The organism is Streptomyces sp. A1277 (genome assembly GCF_004795015.1).
GTDB lineage: Bacteria > Actinomycetota > Actinomycetes > Streptomycetales > Streptomycetaceae > Streptomyces.
On record NZ_SSBI01000048.1, the window covers coordinates 1 to 15,292 of the forward strand.

The 15,292-nt window shown below is 72.9% G+C and carries 14 protein-coding genes; 5 read left to right on the forward strand and 9 right to left on the reverse strand.

The genetic code is table 11. From position 1 onward, the window contains the following. Positions 1 to 190: 190 nt before the first annotated feature. The 7 genes from E6R18_RS27040 to E6R18_RS27070 all read right to left on the reverse strand — a co-directional run bounded on the left by E6R18_RS27040 (position 191) and on the right by E6R18_RS27070 (position 8,460). Positions 191 to 955, reverse strand: a complete 765-nt coding sequence (locus E6R18_RS27040; RefSeq protein ID WP_136319506.1) for a VOC family protein — start codon at positions 953 to 955, stop codon at positions 191 to 193. A gap of 102 nt (positions 956 to 1,057) precedes the next feature. Beyond that, complete coding sequence (locus E6R18_RS27045; RefSeq protein ID WP_136319507.1) at positions 1,058 to 1,540, reverse strand: hypothetical protein; 483 nt, start codon at positions 1,538 to 1,540, stop codon at positions 1,058 to 1,060. After that, complete coding sequence (locus tag E6R18_RS27050; protein WP_136319508.1) at positions 1,537 to 4,008, reverse strand: nitrate reductase; 2,472 nt, start codon at positions 4,006 to 4,008, stop codon at positions 1,537 to 1,539. Before E6R18_RS27050 ends, E6R18_RS27045 begins: the two co-directional genes overlap by 4 nt. After that, positions 4,005 to 5,180, reverse strand: a complete 1,176-nt coding sequence (locus E6R18_RS27055; RefSeq protein ID WP_240799864.1) for an FUSC family protein — start codon at positions 5,178 to 5,180, stop codon at positions 4,005 to 4,007. The genes E6R18_RS27050 and E6R18_RS27055 overlap by 4 nt, the downstream gene beginning before the upstream one ends. 50 nt (positions 5,181 to 5,230) lie before the next feature. Next, entirely contained in the window at positions 5,231 to 5,701 is a 471-nt protein-coding gene (locus tag E6R18_RS27060; protein ID WP_136319510.1) for a DUF5709 domain-containing protein, read from the reverse strand. Between the two features lie 129 nt (positions 5,702 to 5,830). Further along, on the reverse strand, positions 5,831 to 6,052 hold the full coding sequence (locus E6R18_RS27065) for a hypothetical protein (RefSeq protein ID WP_136319511.1): 222 nt from the start codon (positions 6,050 to 6,052) through the stop codon (positions 5,831 to 5,833). A 128-nt stretch (positions 6,053 to 6,180) separates the two neighbouring features. Beyond that, on the reverse strand, positions 6,181 to 8,460 hold the full coding sequence (locus E6R18_RS27070; RefSeq protein WP_136319512.1) for a catalase: 2,280 nt from the start codon (positions 8,458 to 8,460) through the stop codon (positions 6,181 to 6,183). Positions 8,461 to 8,676: 216 nt separating this feature from the next. Here E6R18_RS27070 and E6R18_RS27075 point away from each other — a divergent pair, with 216 nt between their 5' ends. The 3 genes from E6R18_RS27075 (at position 8,677) to E6R18_RS27085 (ending at position 11,464) form a co-directional block, all read left to right on the forward strand. Continuing rightward, positions 8,677 to 10,002, forward strand: coding sequence for an APC family permease (locus tag E6R18_RS27075; protein WP_136319513.1), 1,326 nt, complete (start codon positions 8,677 to 8,679; stop codon positions 10,000 to 10,002). Positions 10,003 to 10,052: 50 nt separating this feature from the next. Next, positions 10,053 to 10,454, forward strand: coding sequence for a YrdB family protein (locus E6R18_RS27080; RefSeq protein ID WP_240799865.1), 402 nt, complete (start codon positions 10,053 to 10,055; stop codon positions 10,452 to 10,454). 176 nt (positions 10,455 to 10,630) lie between these two features. After that, positions 10,631 to 11,464, forward strand: a complete 834-nt coding sequence (locus E6R18_RS27085) for a class II glutamine amidotransferase (RefSeq protein WP_136319514.1) — start codon at positions 10,631 to 10,633, stop codon at positions 11,462 to 11,464. A gap of 22 nt (positions 11,465 to 11,486) precedes the next feature. Here E6R18_RS27085 and E6R18_RS27090 read toward each other — a convergent pair whose 3' ends face one another. Then, on the reverse strand, positions 11,487 to 12,044 hold the full coding sequence (locus tag E6R18_RS27090; RefSeq protein ID WP_136319515.1) for a type 1 glutamine amidotransferase domain-containing protein: 558 nt from the start codon (positions 12,042 to 12,044) through the stop codon (positions 11,487 to 11,489). 312 nt (positions 12,045 to 12,356) lie between these two features. Here E6R18_RS27090 and E6R18_RS27095 point away from each other — a divergent pair, with 312 nt between their 5' ends. Continuing rightward, positions 12,357 to 13,328, forward strand: coding sequence for an iron-containing redox enzyme family protein (locus tag E6R18_RS27095; protein WP_136319516.1), 972 nt, complete (start codon positions 12,357 to 12,359; stop codon positions 13,326 to 13,328). 10 nt (positions 13,329 to 13,338) lie between these two features. On the opposite strand, the gene E6R18_RS27100 is transcribed toward E6R18_RS27095, so the two are convergent. Continuing rightward, the gene (locus tag E6R18_RS27100) at positions 13,339 to 14,055 is read right to left on the reverse strand and encodes a GAF and ANTAR domain-containing protein (protein ID WP_346765008.1); all 717 of its coding nucleotides are present in this window, start codon (positions 14,053 to 14,055) and stop codon (positions 13,339 to 13,341) included. Between the two features lie 79 nt (positions 14,056 to 14,134). On the opposite strand from E6R18_RS27100, the gene E6R18_RS27105 reads away from it, so the two are divergent. Then, complete coding sequence (locus E6R18_RS27105) at positions 14,135 to 15,274, forward strand: PAS domain-containing protein (RefSeq protein WP_136319517.1); 1,140 nt, start codon at positions 14,135 to 14,137, stop codon at positions 15,272 to 15,274. The last annotated feature ends 18 nt before the right edge of the window (positions 15,275 to 15,292 follow it).

Consider the following 15,292-nt stretch of genomic DNA (forward strand, 5'->3'; position numbering starts at 1 on the left):
TCCGGCCGCGTGCGTGGTGGCTCCGCCGATGCGCCGACAAATCCGAAACAGGACAGTCGAAGACGTCAGTCAGTCGGCGAGTCAGACGCATCAGCAGAACCACCACTCACATCCTCACTGTCAGTCGAGTTCACGCCCTGGTGTCCTTGCCCGCACAGACCCCCCGGCCCCGGAGTGCGCCGCCCCCGGGTCAGCGGTCGGAGACGGTGAACAGCGCGCCCTCGGGGTCGCAGATCACGTAGGCCGCTCCCGTGAGGCCGCTCGCGGGCGCCGCCTCGCCCCCGGCGGCCACCGCCGCGGCCGCCGTCTCCCGGCTGTCCTCCACGAAGAAGTCGACGATCCAGCGGGCCCGCACACGCGGGTCCGGATCGTTCTCCACACCGCCGCCGCGCAGGGTCACCACGGTGTGTCCACCGGCCCGGACGAGCACGCGCTCCTGCGCGTAGTCGACGCTGCACCGGCTGTGCGGTCTGGCCCATCCGAACACCTCGGCGTAGAAGACGGCCGCGTCGAAGACGTGGCGCGACCGGAGATCGACGCGCGCGGGTGCGCGGGGGCCGTCGGACCAGACGGGGGCCGGGCCCTCCCAGAAGCCGAAGGCCGCCCCTTCCCGGTCGGCGGCGATCACCGCTCTTCCGTCGCCCAGGGGGAGGGGCCCCACGGCGAGCGTGGCGCCGCGTTCCCTGATCCGGTCGGCCGTCTCGTCGGCGTCCGGCACGGCGAAGTACAAAATCCACACCGGGGACGGGCCTGCGGGCCCGGGGCAGCCGCCGATCCCGGCGACCGCCCTGCCGTGCGCACGGGCGACGACGAAGTCGCCGCCGAGGGTGCTCTCCTGGAACTCCCAGCCCATGACCCGGGCGTAAAAAGCCCTGGACGCCCGCGGATCGCGGGTCGTCAGACTCACCCAGCAGGGCGCACCGGCGACCGGTGTCTTCCATTCGAGGCTCGGCATGCGGCGCTCCTTCGCCGGAGGTGCTCCCACGTGAACGATCCTCCTGCGGCCCGGTACGCGCATCCCGGCCGCCCCGCGCCCGCGCCCGATTCCGCAGGGCGTTCAGCTCGCGAGGACCTGGGGCGAGATCACTTTGATCATGGCGTTGGCCCAGCGCTGCTGGCGCAGTGTCTGCGGGTGGCAGCGTTCGGTCAGATCCAGCAGTTCCTGGTCGCGGGCGGCCTGGGCGGTCTGGGCCAGCAGTTCCCAGTCCACGGAGACGGCCGTCGCCTTCAGATAGGTGTCGCGCAGGTCGCGCAGGAGGAGCAGGCCCGTCTCGGGGCGCCGCCCGACGAGTTCGCCGCCCTTCTCCCGCAGCCAGGCCGCGGCCCCCGTCTCCTCCTTCGGCTCGGGGGACAGGTCGACGCCGTGGTCGGCGGCCTTGTCCGCGAGTTCCCGTACGTGCTGCTGCGACCAGGCGGCCAGGTCGCGGGCCACGTGGTGCACCTCGTGGTCGGTCGCGTGGGTGCTGGAGAGCCGCATCAGCCGCACGGCGAGGCCGTTCTCCCCGTGGTGCACCTCTTTGAGGACCATGTCCAGCTTCATCGGGTCTCCTTAGGGTGCGTGGCGTGCAGCTGTTCGTCCGCCTCGCCCGCGCGGCCGCCGGTGGTCGCGGGCACGGCCGCGCCCGGGACGGGGGCGGATGCGGTGGTGGTGGGCGCGGGGGCGGGGGAGCCGGTGGCCCCGACGCGGCGCAGCCGGGCGGCGGCCGTCTTGAACAGCGGCTGTTTGGAGACCGGGTCCCACTGGGTGGGCGTCAGCTCGTTCCCGGCGCGCCCGTCGTCCTTGGGCGCGAACCCGCCGTCGGTGTCCCAGTAGCCGTAGTGGAACGGCAGGAACAGCACACCGTCCCGGATACCGCAGACGCGGGCCTTGGCCCGCACGGTGCCGCGCGCGGTGGCGACCTCCACCAGATCGCCCTCCCCGATGCCGTACGCCTGAGCGTCGCCGGCGGAGACCTCCACCCACACCTCGGGCGCGGCGGCCTGGAGCTGCGGGGCCCTCGCGGTCTTCGTCCGGGTGTGGAACTGGTAGAGCGTGCGGCCGGTGATCAGGGAGAACGGATACTCCTCGCCGGGCGGCTCGTGCGGCGTCACGTACTCGGCGGCCTTGATGACCGCCTTCGCCGACGGGTTCAGCGCCCGGTACTCGCTCTCCTCCACCGGCGCCCCGGTGATCAGGTCGCGCCCGAAGCTCTCGCAGTCGTCCGGGCCGCTCCAGAACGCACCGTCCGCGTACAGCCGCTCCGTACCGTACGGATGGTGCTCGTTGCACGGCCACTGGATGCCGCTCCCGCCACGGAGTTTGGCGTACGTGATGCCCGTGTAGTCGCAGGGCCGGCCCCGGCTGCACTCCTTCCATGCCTCGAACGCGGCCTCCGGGTCGCTCCACGGGACCAGCGGGCCGCCGTCCTTGTCCTCCAGACCGAGGCGGCGCGCGAAGTCGCAGAAGATCTCCAGGTCGGGCCTGGCCTGGCCGGGCGGCTCGACCGCCTTCTCCGAGAGATGCACGGTCCGGTCAACATTGGTGAAGGTGCCCGTCTTCTCGCCCCAGATCGCCGCGGGCAGGACCACGTCGGCGAGCTGCGCCGTCTCGGTGAGGAAGGCGTCCTGCACGACGAGGAACAGCCGCTCCTGGGCGAGCACCGAACGGATGCGCCGCAGCTCCGGCAGCGACACCGCCGGGTTGGTCCCGCTGACCCACAGCAGCCGGATGGAGCCCTCCTCCACGTACCGGAACATCTGCATGGCGTGGGTGGGCGGGCCGTAGTGCGGCACCTGGAGGGGGTCGAGGTTCCACAGCCGGGCGAGCTCGGCCATGTGGGCGTCGTTCTCCCAGTTGCGGAAGCCCGGCATGTCGCCGTTGGCGCCGCACTCGCGGGTGTTCTGCGCCGTCGGCTGACCGTTCATCTGGAGGACCCCGCAGCCGGGCTTCCCCAGCATGCCCCGTACCAGGTGCAGGTTGTTGACCTGCACGGACGCGGCGGTGGCCTGGTGCGACTGGTAGAAGCCCTGCAACACCGTGGACAGCAGCCGCTCGGCCGTGCCCAGGACGCGGGCCGCCTCCCGGATCTGTTCGGCGCTCACCCCGCAGATGCCCGCCACGTGCTCCGGTGTGTACGCGTCCAGCCGCTTTGTCAGCTCGTCGAAGCCGACGGTGTTGCGGTCGATGTAGTCGTGGTCGGTCCAGCCGTTCTCCACGATCTCCCGCAGCAGACCGTTCATCAGGGCGACGTTGGTCCCGGGGCGCGGCGCCAGATGCACGGTGGCCGCCCTCGCCACCGGGGTGGGGCGCGGGTCCACGCAGACGACGGCCGGCGGGTTCGGCCCGGCCAGCCGGTCCAGTACGCGCGTCCACAGGACCGTCTGGGTCTCCGCCATGTTGTGGCCGAACAGCGCGATGGTGTCCGCGTGGTCGATGTCGGCGTACGAGCCCGGCTGCCCGTCGCTGCCGAACGTCTCCTTCAGCGCCTCGGCGGCCGTCGACGTGCACAGCCGGGTGTTGCCGTCCAGGTGGTTGGTGCCGAGGCCGCCCCGGGCGATCAGGGTGAGCGTGTAGTACTCCTCCGAGAAGAGCTGGCCCGAGGTGTAGAAGCCCACCGACGACGGCCCGCGCTCCTCCATGAGTTCCTTCGTACGGCGCGCCACTCGGTCCATGGCCGTGTCCCAGTCGCTCTCCACCAGCCTGCCGCCCTCGTCGCGCACCAGCGGCCGGGTCAGCCGGTCCGGGGAGCCGTTCGCCTGCCAGCCGAACAGGTCCTTCGGGCCGAGCCGCCCGTGGTTGACCCGGTCCTGGGCCCGCCCCCGCACCCCGACGATCCGCCCGTCCTTCACGGCGATGTCGAGCCCGTCCCCGTTGGAGTGCAGGATCGCCGCCGACTGCACCCACCGCTCGACCTGGTCCGGCGTCACCCCGTCGGCGAGCCGGGTGTCCACCCGTACGGGCCACGGCTCACCCGGGCCGTACGGGGTCCGGGTGCCCCAGGGCTGTGCGATGCGGTCCGTTCGTGTCATGGGGTGCTCCTCAGGTCCGGCCGGTGCGGGCGCGCCCCTGCGGGAAGCGCCGAACCTTCGTCGTCGGGTGTCAGGTCGTCGAGCAGGGCCTGGCAGCCGGCCACCAGGCTGCCCAGCGAGGCACCGGCGTCGGGGCCGGGGCCGTGCAGGTGTTCCTTGGCGTCGGCCAGGGCGCGGCGGGCCTCGGCGAGATGGCCGGCGCGCTGCTCCAGGCACGCGTCGTCCGGGCCCTGCTCCATGATCGTCTGATCGGCCGCACAGACCTCCGCCGCGGCGGCCAGTACGGCGCTCAGGCACTCCAGGGACCGGCCCGGCGGGCGGGGCAGCGCCCGCTGCTCGGAAGCAGTCTCCCAGAGCGTCAGCGTCAGGGTGAGCAGGCGGTTGCCCACCTGGGCCCAGACCACGTCCCACTTGTCGGAGGGGGAAGGGGTGCTGCGGCGCAGCCGGTGGCCCGGGTTGAACCGGAAGCTCTCAGACGCCCATCCGCGCGCCGAGCGCAGTTCCGACAGCGCGCCCGGCAGCTCACCGGCGGCCTGGTGCCAGCGTCCCGCCTGCTCCTCGTCGTACTCCTCGACGATACCCTCGCTCAGGTCGTGCAGAAGGAGGGAACAGTCGCGCGGCAGCGCACACGCGAGGGTCCTGACGCGCAGCGAGTGCACCGGCGGCAGGACGATCGCGTTGACCGCGACACCGACGGCGGCCCCCACCGCGGTCTCCAGGAGCCGGTGTCCGACGGCGGGCAGCGAGTAGGAGCCGTAGGCCAGGACGAACAGGGCGGTGGTCGGCGCGTACAGGCCCTGCTCGCCGACCGGGGCCCAGTTGCCGAGGAGCACGGTCAGCGGGAGGGCGATGAGCATGGCGGCCATGGTGTCCCCCGTGACCGCCGCGGCCCCGGCGGCGAGCAGCGTCCCGGACGCCATCATCGCGAGCAGTTCGACCGCGGAGCGCAGGGACCGGTAGACGGTTCCCTGGACCAGGGCCACGGCCGCCCAGGGAGCCATCAGCGCCATGGGGGCCGCCAGCCACCAGCCCGTCACCGCCCAGGCGAGGGCGGCCGCGGCGGCCGCCTTCAGGGACTGCACCAACTGGTACCGGCCGGGGAGACGCCCGTCCGCGACGAGTGAGTCCCACGACGCCTTCAAGCCCTCTCCGGCCCTCCCTGTGCGGACCACGTCCACCCCTCCCTTCGCGCATGCGGACCCGGCGTTCTCCCGCCGTGCGGTCAGCCCCGCCGTCCCTGCTCCTCCTCGTCGTACGTCGTATGGACGGCGGCCTCCTCGGCGGACGCCGCACCGCCGTCGATGCCCACGTCGTCGGCGTAGACGTCGGTACGCCGTCCGGGCACCTCGTCCACCGCGCTCAGACGGCCCGAACGCGTCTCGCCGTCCTCCGGCTCCAGCGGTTCGCCCTCGCCCCCGTTCAGGTCACCGATGCCGTCGCCGTCCGGCGGCTCCACGTCGTCGACCTCCTGGGCCAGGCGCTGGTCGAGGGATTCGCCGCGCCGCTCCTCCTCGCCGGTCGTGCCGTACTTCTCGACGCCCAGCGGACGCTCGGGCGGGGAGTAGCCCTCTTCCATCTGGTCGTCCAGCCCCCGTTCACCGAGGGTGTTCTCCATGTCGAGTTCGTCGTTCGGCGGGTCCTGGCCGTCGTCCTGCGGCTGGTAGACATCGTCGCCACGTGCCTCTGTCGGCATGCTTCGTCCTTCCGTCGGAGGCGTCATGGGGCCCGGGCCGCCGCCGGGTGGCATCAGGCCACCCGGCGGCTTCCCTTCGCACCCTGCGAGTGCCCGGCCGGGCACGGTGGAAACACCCCATTTGTCACTCTAGGTGTGCGACTGATCCACGTCCTCCTGGGCGTCCGCATTCGGGGTCAGCGCGTCCCCGGCCTCACCGTCCTTGCCCTTCTCACCGCGCCGCTCTCCGTGGTCCGCCACGTCGGCCACGTCCGTCTCGGCCTCCTCCGCCTCCCGGAGCACCTCGTCGGCGGCGGTCCGGGGAGGCTTCGCGCCGTCCGGGCGGCTGCGTTCGCGATCCTGGTGGTTCATATGTCTCCTTACGTGGATGGCGCCCCGCCGACCGGGCGGGACGGCACGCGAGGGGCCTGTGGAGGCCCGGCCTCGTCCCGCGCGTGCCCTGGTCCGGGCCGGCTACACACCGCCGGCCCGGCACGTCCTCACAGAGCCGGGGTGAAACGGTCCCAGGCGCGGTGACCTGCGAGGAGCTCGGCCACGCCGTCGAGCACGGTGGACGCGGCCCCGCCCGACACGACCCCGGCCGCGTCCGCGGCCAGCCCGGCCTGCTCCAGCACCGTCGCCCCGTCGCTCAGGGCGCCGATGGCCTTGCCGTGGCGGAAGGCTTCGGTGACCAGCAGCAGGACGCGCGGGTCCACGCCGGTGGCCGCGGCCGCGCCGTCGTCGGCCTTGGCGTCACGGGCCCCGTAAGCGTCGGCGGCCGGAGCGGGCGCCCCCGCCACGACGATCGCGTCGAACTCGATCGACCGGGCGGTGGCGAAGGTGCGCTGCACGGTGACCGGATCGCTCCCGGCGCCCAGCTCGCCGCCCGTCGGCGCGATGACCAGCGGCACCATCCCGGCGTCCAGGACCAGCCCGCGCGCCTCCCGAACGGCGTCCAGGCCGGTCTCCCCGTCGGTGACGATGCCGACGATCCGGCCGTCGACCGGCCAGGTGTGGCCGAGCTGGGACAGCGCGGGGCTCGGTTCGACCGACGCCAGCGGCACGGTGGCCTCCGGCGCCGGCAGGCCCAGGCCCTGTGCGACGCGCGAGCACAGCTCCGGGTCGATGTTGGCGAGCGCCTTGAGCCCCCGCTCCTTGACCGCCTTGTCCCAGCACTTGCCGAGTTCGAAGGTGTACGCGGCGGCGGTGTGCTCGCGCTCCGTGGGCGTCATGCTGAGCCAGAACAGCCGGGGCTGGCTGAAGTGGTCGTCGAAGGAGGCCGCCGCGTCCCGCACCTTGCGGGCCGCCGGAACCTCGGTGGGCACCTCGATGTACGCACCGGTGTCCGCGCCCGCGACGAACGGGCAGCCGCCGTCCAGGGAGTTGGGCCGGTAGGGGGCCACCCCGCGGTGCACGGCCGTCTGGTGCATGCCGTCGCGCAGCATGTCGTTGACGGGTGCGTGGGTCCGGTTGATCGGCAGCTGCGCGAAGTTGGGTCCACCGAGCCGGGTGATCTGGGTGTCCACGTACGAGAAGAGACGCCCCTGCAGCAGCGGGTCGTTGGTGACGTCGATGCCGGGAACCAGATGGCCGATGTGGAAGGCGACCTGCTCCGTCTCCGCGAAGTAGTTCGAGGGGTTGGCGTTCAGGGTCATCAGCCCGATCGGGCGGACCGGCGCCAGCTCCTCCGGCACGATCTTGGTCGGGTCCAGCAGGTCGATCCCCTCGAACATCTCGTCCTCGGTGTCGGGGAACGTCTGCACACCCAGCTCCCACTGGGGGAACGCGCCCGCCTCGATCGCGTCGGCCAGGTCGCGGCGGTGGAAGTCGGGGTCGACGCCCCCTGTGATCTGGGCCTCCTCCCACACCTGCGAGTGCACACCCAGCTTCGGCTTCCAGTGGAACTTCACCAGTGTGGTCGCGCCCTCGGCGTTGACCAGCCGGAACGTGTGGACGCCGAAGCCCTCCATCATCCGGTACGAACGCGGGATGCCCCGGTCCGACATGTTCCACAGGGTGTGGTGGGTCGCCTCCGTGTGCAGAGTGACGAAGTCCCAGAACGTGTCGTGCGCGCTCTGCGCCTGCGGGATCTCCCGGTCCGGGTGCGGCTTGCCGGCGTGGATGATGTCGGGGAACTTGATCGCGTCCTGGATGAAGAACACCGGGATGTTGTTGCCGACCAGGTCGAACACACCCTCCTCGGTGTAGAACTTCGTCGCGAAGCCCCGGGTGTCGCGCACCGTGTCGGCGGAGCCGCGCGAGCCCAGCACGGTGGAGAAGCGCACGAACACCGGCGTCTCGGCGCCCTCGGCGAGGAAGGCGGCCTTGGTGATGCCGGCGGCGGCGCCGTAGGCCCGGAAGACACCGTGCGCGGCGGCCCCGCGGGCGTGCACCACCCGCTCCGGGATGCGCTCGTGGTCGAAGTGGGTGATCTTCTCGCGCAGGTGGTGGTCCTGCAGCAGCACCGGACCCCGGGGACCGGCCTTCAGCGAATGGTCGGTGTCGTACAGGCGCGCGCCCTGCGCGGTGGTGAGGTAGGTGCCGCCCTGGGCCACCTTGTCCTGCCCGGCGCCGGTCGGCTGCCCGGTGGGGCTGTACGTGTCGGGCCCGGTCTGGTCGTGCTTTGGCGGCAGCGGACCGCGCGGCTTGGTGGGCTCCTCGACCTGGGCGGGCTCGGGACCGGGTGCTCCGGGAATCTCGGTGCTCGGGGCGACGGCCTGCTGGACCTTGTCGGCGATCTTCTCCGCGGCTGCTGACACCGGGTTCTTCTTCTCGCTCACTGAGTTCCAATCTCGCGGGGGACGGGCAGTGCCGCGCGCGGGGTGGTCGGCACGCGCTGGGGGACGGCATCGCCTGACCACCGGTACCCCCTGGCGCCCGCCCGGACACATGCTGTTGCGCCATCCGGTGCTATGCCGCGGGCCCCGTAGCCACGGGGCCCCCGTACGGCGGAATGCGGGCCCGCTGAGGAAGGGCGCAGCGGGTATACGGCCCCCGTGAACGCTCCACGAACCTCCCCCGAGAAGCCCGACGCTCCGACGAGCCTCAAGAAGGAACTGACCACCCCGCTGCTCTACTTCTTCATCCTCGGAGACGTCCTCGGCGCCGGCGTGTACGTGCTGGTCGGCGAGGTCGCGGCCGACGCCGGCGGCGCCGTCTGGGTGCCCCTCGTGGTGGCCCTGTGCCTGGCCCTGCTGACGGCCACCTCGTACGCCGAGCTCGCCACCAAGTACCCGCGCGCGGGCGGCGCGTCCCACTACGCCACCCTGGCGTACGGGCCCTTCACCGGGTTCGTCGCCGGCTTCTGCATGCTCGCGGCCGGCGTGGTGTCCGTGGCAGCCCTGGCCCGGGGTTTCGGCGGGGACTACCTCTCGGAGTTCGTCACGCTCCCGGTGGTGCTCGTCACCGTCGTCTTCCTGGTGGCGCTGGCGCTGCTGAACGCCCGGGGCATCAGCGAATCGACCCGGGCCAACGCCGTCGCCACCGTCATCGAGGTCAGCGGGCTGCTGCTGGTGATCGGGCTCGGCGCCTGGATCGTGCTGCGCGGCGACGGCGACCTCGGACGGCTCACCGACCTGGGCACCGAGAGCGAGGGGCCGGTCCTGGCCGTGCTGAGCGGCGCCGTGCTCGCGTACTACTCGTTCGTCGGCTTCGAGACGTCCGTCAACGTCGCCGAGGAGACCCGCGATCCGCGCCGCTCCTACCCCCGGGCCCTCTTCGGCGCCCTGCTCACCGCGGGCGCCGTCTACGCCCTGGTCGGTGCCGCGGCCGCGGCCGCCGTGCCCACCAGCAAGCTGGCCCGCTCCACCGGGCCGCTGCTGGAGGTCGTCCGTACCGCCGGCGGTGTGCCCACCTGGCTGTTCAGCGCCATCGCCCTGGTGGCCGTGGCCAACGGAGCGCTCCTGACCGGCATCATGTCCTCGCGGCTGGCGTACGGCATGGCCCGCGACGGGCTGCTGCCGCGCTTCCTGACGGCCGTTCTGCCCGGCCGGCGCACCCCGTGGGCGGCGATCGCCGCGACCACCGCCCTGTCGCTGCTGCTCGCCCTGACCGGCGACGTCTCCACGCTCGCATCGACGCTGGTCCTGCTCCTCCTCGTCGTCTTCTTCATCGTCAACACCTCGCTGCTCGTGCTGCGCCGCGACCCCGGCCGAGCCGATCACTTCAAGGCGCCGGTCGTCGTACCCGTACTCGGCGCGGCTTCCTGCGTAGGGCTCGCCACCCAGATCGAGGGCGCGGTCTGGCTGAGGGGGCTGGCCGTCCTCGCGGTGGGCGCGGTCCTGGGTGCCGTGGCCGCACTGCGACTGCGCCGCGCCCGCTGAACGCAGCCCCAGTACGCTTGCGGCCACGCGAACGACAAGGGGGGGCCGCGGTGCACGAGAGACCTGCGGGCGGACCGGCGACGGGCCTGTCGGCCGAGCGGCCCTGGTGGGCGGCCAACGAGCTTCTGGCGTTCCTCGTGGAACTGGTGGCCCTGGCCTGCCTCTTCTGGTGGGGGTACTCCCTCGCGGACAACCTGGCCGTCCAACTCCTGCTCGGCTGCGCCGTCCTCGTCGTGGCCGTCGTGCTGTGGGCGCTGTTCGCCGCACCGAGCGCTCGCTTCTGCCCGCCGCTCGCCGGGGTGCTGGCGGTCAAGGCCCTGGTGCTCGGCGGCGGCGCCCTGGCGCTGTACTGGGTCGGGCACCCCACCGCCGCCGCGGTGATGGCAGTCGTCGTCGTGGTGAACACGGCCCTGGCGGAGACCTTCCGCCGCCGTCCCGCCCCTACCGCGTAGGGGAGCGGTCAGAATTCCGCCCCCCTGGTGCTCCCCGTGCCGGGCGACCGGCCCGCGGAGTCGGTAGCGTGGACCTAACGACGAGACCGGACGCCCAGGGACCGAGGACCGCGGAAGCAACCGGCGTCACGTCCGGACCACGGCCCCTGACCGCCGCCCGGGAAGGGACGCCGCTCATGTGCAGATGGCTGGCCTACTCCGGCACGAGTGTCGTGCTCAGCGATCTCCTCTACAAACCCGAGCACTCGCTCATCGACCAGAGCCTGCACTCACACATGGGTGTCGAGACGACCAACGGGGACGGCTTCGGTGTCGGATGGTACGGGCCCGATCGGGACACGCCCGCGATCATCCGGGACACCGGACCCGCCTGGAACAACCGCAACCTGCGCGAACTCGCGACCCACATCCGCTCGCCGCTGTTCTTCGCGCACGTGCGGGCGTCCACGGGGACGGCCGTGCAGCAGACGAACTGCCACCCCTTCCGGCACGGCCGGTGGATGTGGATGCACAACGGGGCCATCACCGATTTCCACCGCCTGCGCCGCGACCTCTCGCTGGCGCTCGACCCGGCGCTGTTCTCCGCCCTGGAAGGGTCGACGGACTCCGAGGTGATGTTCTACCTCGCGCTGACGTTCGGGCTCGACCAGGACGTGCCGGGTGCGGTGGCGCGCATGGCCGGACTCATCGAACGCGTGGGGCACGCCGAAGGGGTGGAGTATCCGCTCCAGATGACCGTGGCGGTCTCCGACGGCGAACGGCTATGGTCCTTCCGCTATTCGAGCCTCCGCAAGTCCCGCTCGCTGTTCTACAGCAGCAGGGCCGAGACGGTCCGCGCGCTCCACCCCGACCTGGACTTCCTGCGGGGCGTCTCCGACAGCACCCGCCTGGTGGTGTCGGAGCCCCTGGGCGGTCTGCCCGGCGTGTGGAAGGAAGTGCCGGAGAGCAGCTATGGCGTCGTCCAGCCGGGCACGGACGAGTTCCTGCCGTTCGCGCCCGAACCGGTCTAGGGCCGGCGCCAAACGGGGGGCGTCAGCCGGCGAGTGCGGCGTCGACCTCCTTGAGGAACGGGTCCAGGTCGCCCGGGTTGCGCGAGGTGATGAGCTTCCAGCCGCCCGACTCGTCCGCGACGACGGGCTCGTCCACCCAGTCGCCGCCCGCGTTGCGGACGTCGGTCTGCAGCGAGGCGTACGAGGTGAGCCGCTTGCCCGAGACGCCGCCGGTCTCCACCAGCACCCACGGGCCGTGGCAGATGGCCGCGACGGGGCGGCCGGAGCCGGTGAAGGACCGCACGATGTCCAACGCCGTGCGCTGCAGCCGCAGTGTGTCGGCGTTCAACGTGCCGCCCGGCACCAGCAGCAGGTCGTAACCCGTCGGATCGACGTCGTCCAGCGTGAGGTCGGGGCGTACGGTCCTGCCCGGGTCCTTGTCGCCGACGAGGGTCTGGATGTCGTCCTTCTTCAGGGCGGCGACATCGACCTGGGCGCCCCGTTCACGCAGATGGTCCACCGGGACGACGAGTTCGTCCTGCTCCACGCCGTAGTTGGTGACGATGGCCAGTACCTTGCGCTTGCTGCCGTTGTCGCTCATGTGCGTTCGTCCTTCCGTCCTGCGGGGAACACGCCCGGTGACGTCGCTTCCGGGTCGCAGCCTCTGGGTTCCCCCCACGGCGGCGGTCATTCCTGCGGCCGCCCGCCCCCCGGCAGCCTCCTGCCGTGGAGCGGCCCCCGCAACCGCACACCGGCCGTCCGGCCCCGCTGTAGCGGCATCGGCGGCGGGCGCCCATGGTGGGAAAGGCGGTGCGGGCGGCCTCCGACGGGTTGGCGTGCCGGTTGCCGGGTACACGGAAGCGGTCGGCGGACGAGGCCGTTTCGCCCTAGCGCACGTTCGAGGAGTGACACCATGGCAGGTCAGACGGGCGGACCCGCGCTTCCGCGGGCCCGCGGTGACCTTTCGGCGGCGGTCATCGCCCATCTGCGGGGCAGCGGCACACTGCCCGGCCCCGCCCCGGCGGACGCGGCACACCCCTACGGGGACGATCTGCAACTCGCCCTCTACCTCTGCTACGAGCTGCACTACCGCGGCTTCGCGGAGGTGGACCCGGCCCTGGAGTGGGACCCGGGCCTGCTGGCGTTCCGGGCCGCGCTGGAACGCCGCTTCGAGTCGGCCCTGCGCAGGGACGCCCCTGCCGGCGCCGGCCTGACCGACACCCTGGACGCGCTGCTCGTCGAGCCCGTCGAGGGCACGGGCGTGTCGCACTTCCTCCAGGAGCACGCCACGCGGGACCGCTTGCGGGCGTACGCCGCGCAGCGCTCCCTCTACCACCTGAAGGAGGCCGACCCGCACGCCTGGGTACTGCCCCGCCTCAGCGGCCGCGCCAAGGCGGGCATGGCCGCCATCGAGTACGACGAGTTCGGCGCCGGCCGGGCCGAACGGGTGCACGCCCAGTTGTTCGCCGACCTCATGGCGGACCTGGGCCTGGAGACGGCGTACGGCCACTACCTCGATGAGGGCCACGCCGAGATGCTGGCCCTGGTGAACCTGATGTCCCTCTTCGGCCTGCACCGCAGGCTGCGCGGCGCCCTGGTCGGCCACTTCGCGGCCGTGGAGATCACCTCGTCCCCGGCCTCGCGCCGCCTGGCCCTCGCGATGAAACGGGCAGGGGCCGGACCCGCCGCCGAGCACTTCTACACCGAACACGTCGAGGCGGACGCGGTCCACGAACAGGTCGTCCGCCACGATGTCGTACGCGGGCTGCTGGACGACGAACCCGCCCTGGAGGCGGATGTCGTGTTCGGCGTCGACACGACGGGCTTCCTGGAGGACCGCCTGGCCGACCGCCTGCTGACCGACTGGCGGACGGAGACCGTCTAGTGCCGCGGCACTAGCCGTCGCCCCGCACCTCACCCAGCAGCCGGCGCAGCTCCCGTGTGCTGCCCCGGCCCTTCACCCGTACGATCCGCGCCGCGACGGCGCTCAGCTTGTGGTTCGTACGCTGCGAGAGGGTGCGCAGCACGTCGAAGGCTTGGCCCGCGTCGCAGTCCAGCATGTGCATCACGATGCCGCTGGCCTGGTCGATGACGGCCCGCGAGGCCATCGCCGTACGCAACTGCTCCGCCTCCGCCTCGGCGCGGACGCGGGCGTGGTCGCCCAGGAGACCGTCGACCGACTCCTCGGCCAGGACCCGTACGGCCTCCTGGACCCCCTCGGTGAGCGGCCCCGGCCGGAAGGCGTACAGGGTGACCGTCGCCGGGACGCCCCCCGACAGTGCCGGCACGGCCGTGCAGGAGCGCAGCCCCCGCTCCAGCGCCGCGACCCGGAACCGGGGCCAGCGCGCGTCGGTGACGAGGTCGGCGGCGGCGACCGGCCGCCCGGAGCGGGCCGCTTCGATGCCGGGGCCGTCTCCGGTCTCCTCCTGGAGCGCGGCCAGGGCCGCGAGATCCGGATGGGTCGCCGCAGTGTGGCGTTCCGCGCCGGGGAGTTCCAGGGCCACGGTCGCTCCCCGGCAGTGCGCGGTGCACCGCATCACCCGCTGACCCAATCGGGTGATCCGCCGCGCCACGGCGGCGGAATCGGTCGTCGGATCCACCGGACAGGTCACGTCACAGCCTCCCGGACGGGACGGACGCGCCCTCGCGCGGCTCGGCGCGGGAACGCGGACCATCGGTTAGCTTCGTCGTATGAGCCGGTCACCGGAGCGTGAGAGCGACGTTCGGGCTCTCGCCGCCCGCGTGCGGGAACTGCGTGCGGCCCGTGCCCATCCTCCCGCCGAGTACCCGGTCCTGCTCGACGCGGCCCTCGTGGAACTGGAACACGCGGTCGAGACCCTGCGCCCGGCGCGGGACGAGCCGCCCCGGCCGCCGGGCACGAAGGCCACGTACCCGTTCAAAGATGTTTTCGAGCGCCTGCCGTGGGCCGTCGTCCTGATGGACGAGCAGACCGTGGTCCGGCGCCTCAACCCGGCCGCCGTGGAGCTGACCGGACTGCCCCCGCAGTACGCCGCCGGCCGGCCGCTCGCCGCGACGCTGAGGCCCGCCGACCGGGCGGCCCTGCGCAGCCACGCGGCGGCCGTGGCCCGGGGCGAGGGAGACCGCAGCCTCCCGGTGCGCCTCCAGCGGCTGCCGGACAGCCCCCTGCACGCCACGCTCACCGCCCTCGACATGCCGGGCGAGTGCAGGAAGGACGTGCTCCTGACGCTCACACCGTCCGCCGGCCCGCCTCCCGTACCGGCCGTGCGGGAACCCGGCCCGTCCGAACCGTCCGCCGTCGTCCGCCAGGCCGAGCTGACCGCCCTCCTGGACCGCACCGACCGTCTGCTCCTGAGCTGCGGCGGACAGGAGGACCCTGCCGCGACGCTCGGCGCGGCGGCGGGCCTGCTGCGCGACGGCCTCGCGGACTGGGCCCTGCTCGACCTCGGGCCGGCCCGGGCCCCGGCCAGGGTGGCCGTCCACGGACCGGCGGCCCCCGACGACCCGGGCCTGGAGAAGGCGTTCCTCCAGCAGGACCCGCGCGCCTGCCCGGTGGCCGCCGAGGTCACGGCCTCGGGCGCGGCGGCGGTGGAACAGCTGACGGACGACCTCGACAGGCTCGGGACGGATGACGAGGGCGCGCCGCTGACGGTCCGTGCCGACGTCACCTCGCTGCTCTGCGTCGCCCTGCTCGCGCCCGACGACTCGACGGTGCTGGGAGCGCTGACCCTGCTCCGGTGCGGGGCGCGACAGCCGTTCTCCCTCCTGGAGGCCGGCAGCGCGGAGATGGCGGCCGGCCACCTGGCCGTCCTGGCGCAGCGAGGGGGCATGGGCCGCCCCGACCCCTTCTGACCTGGGCCCCCGGGCAGG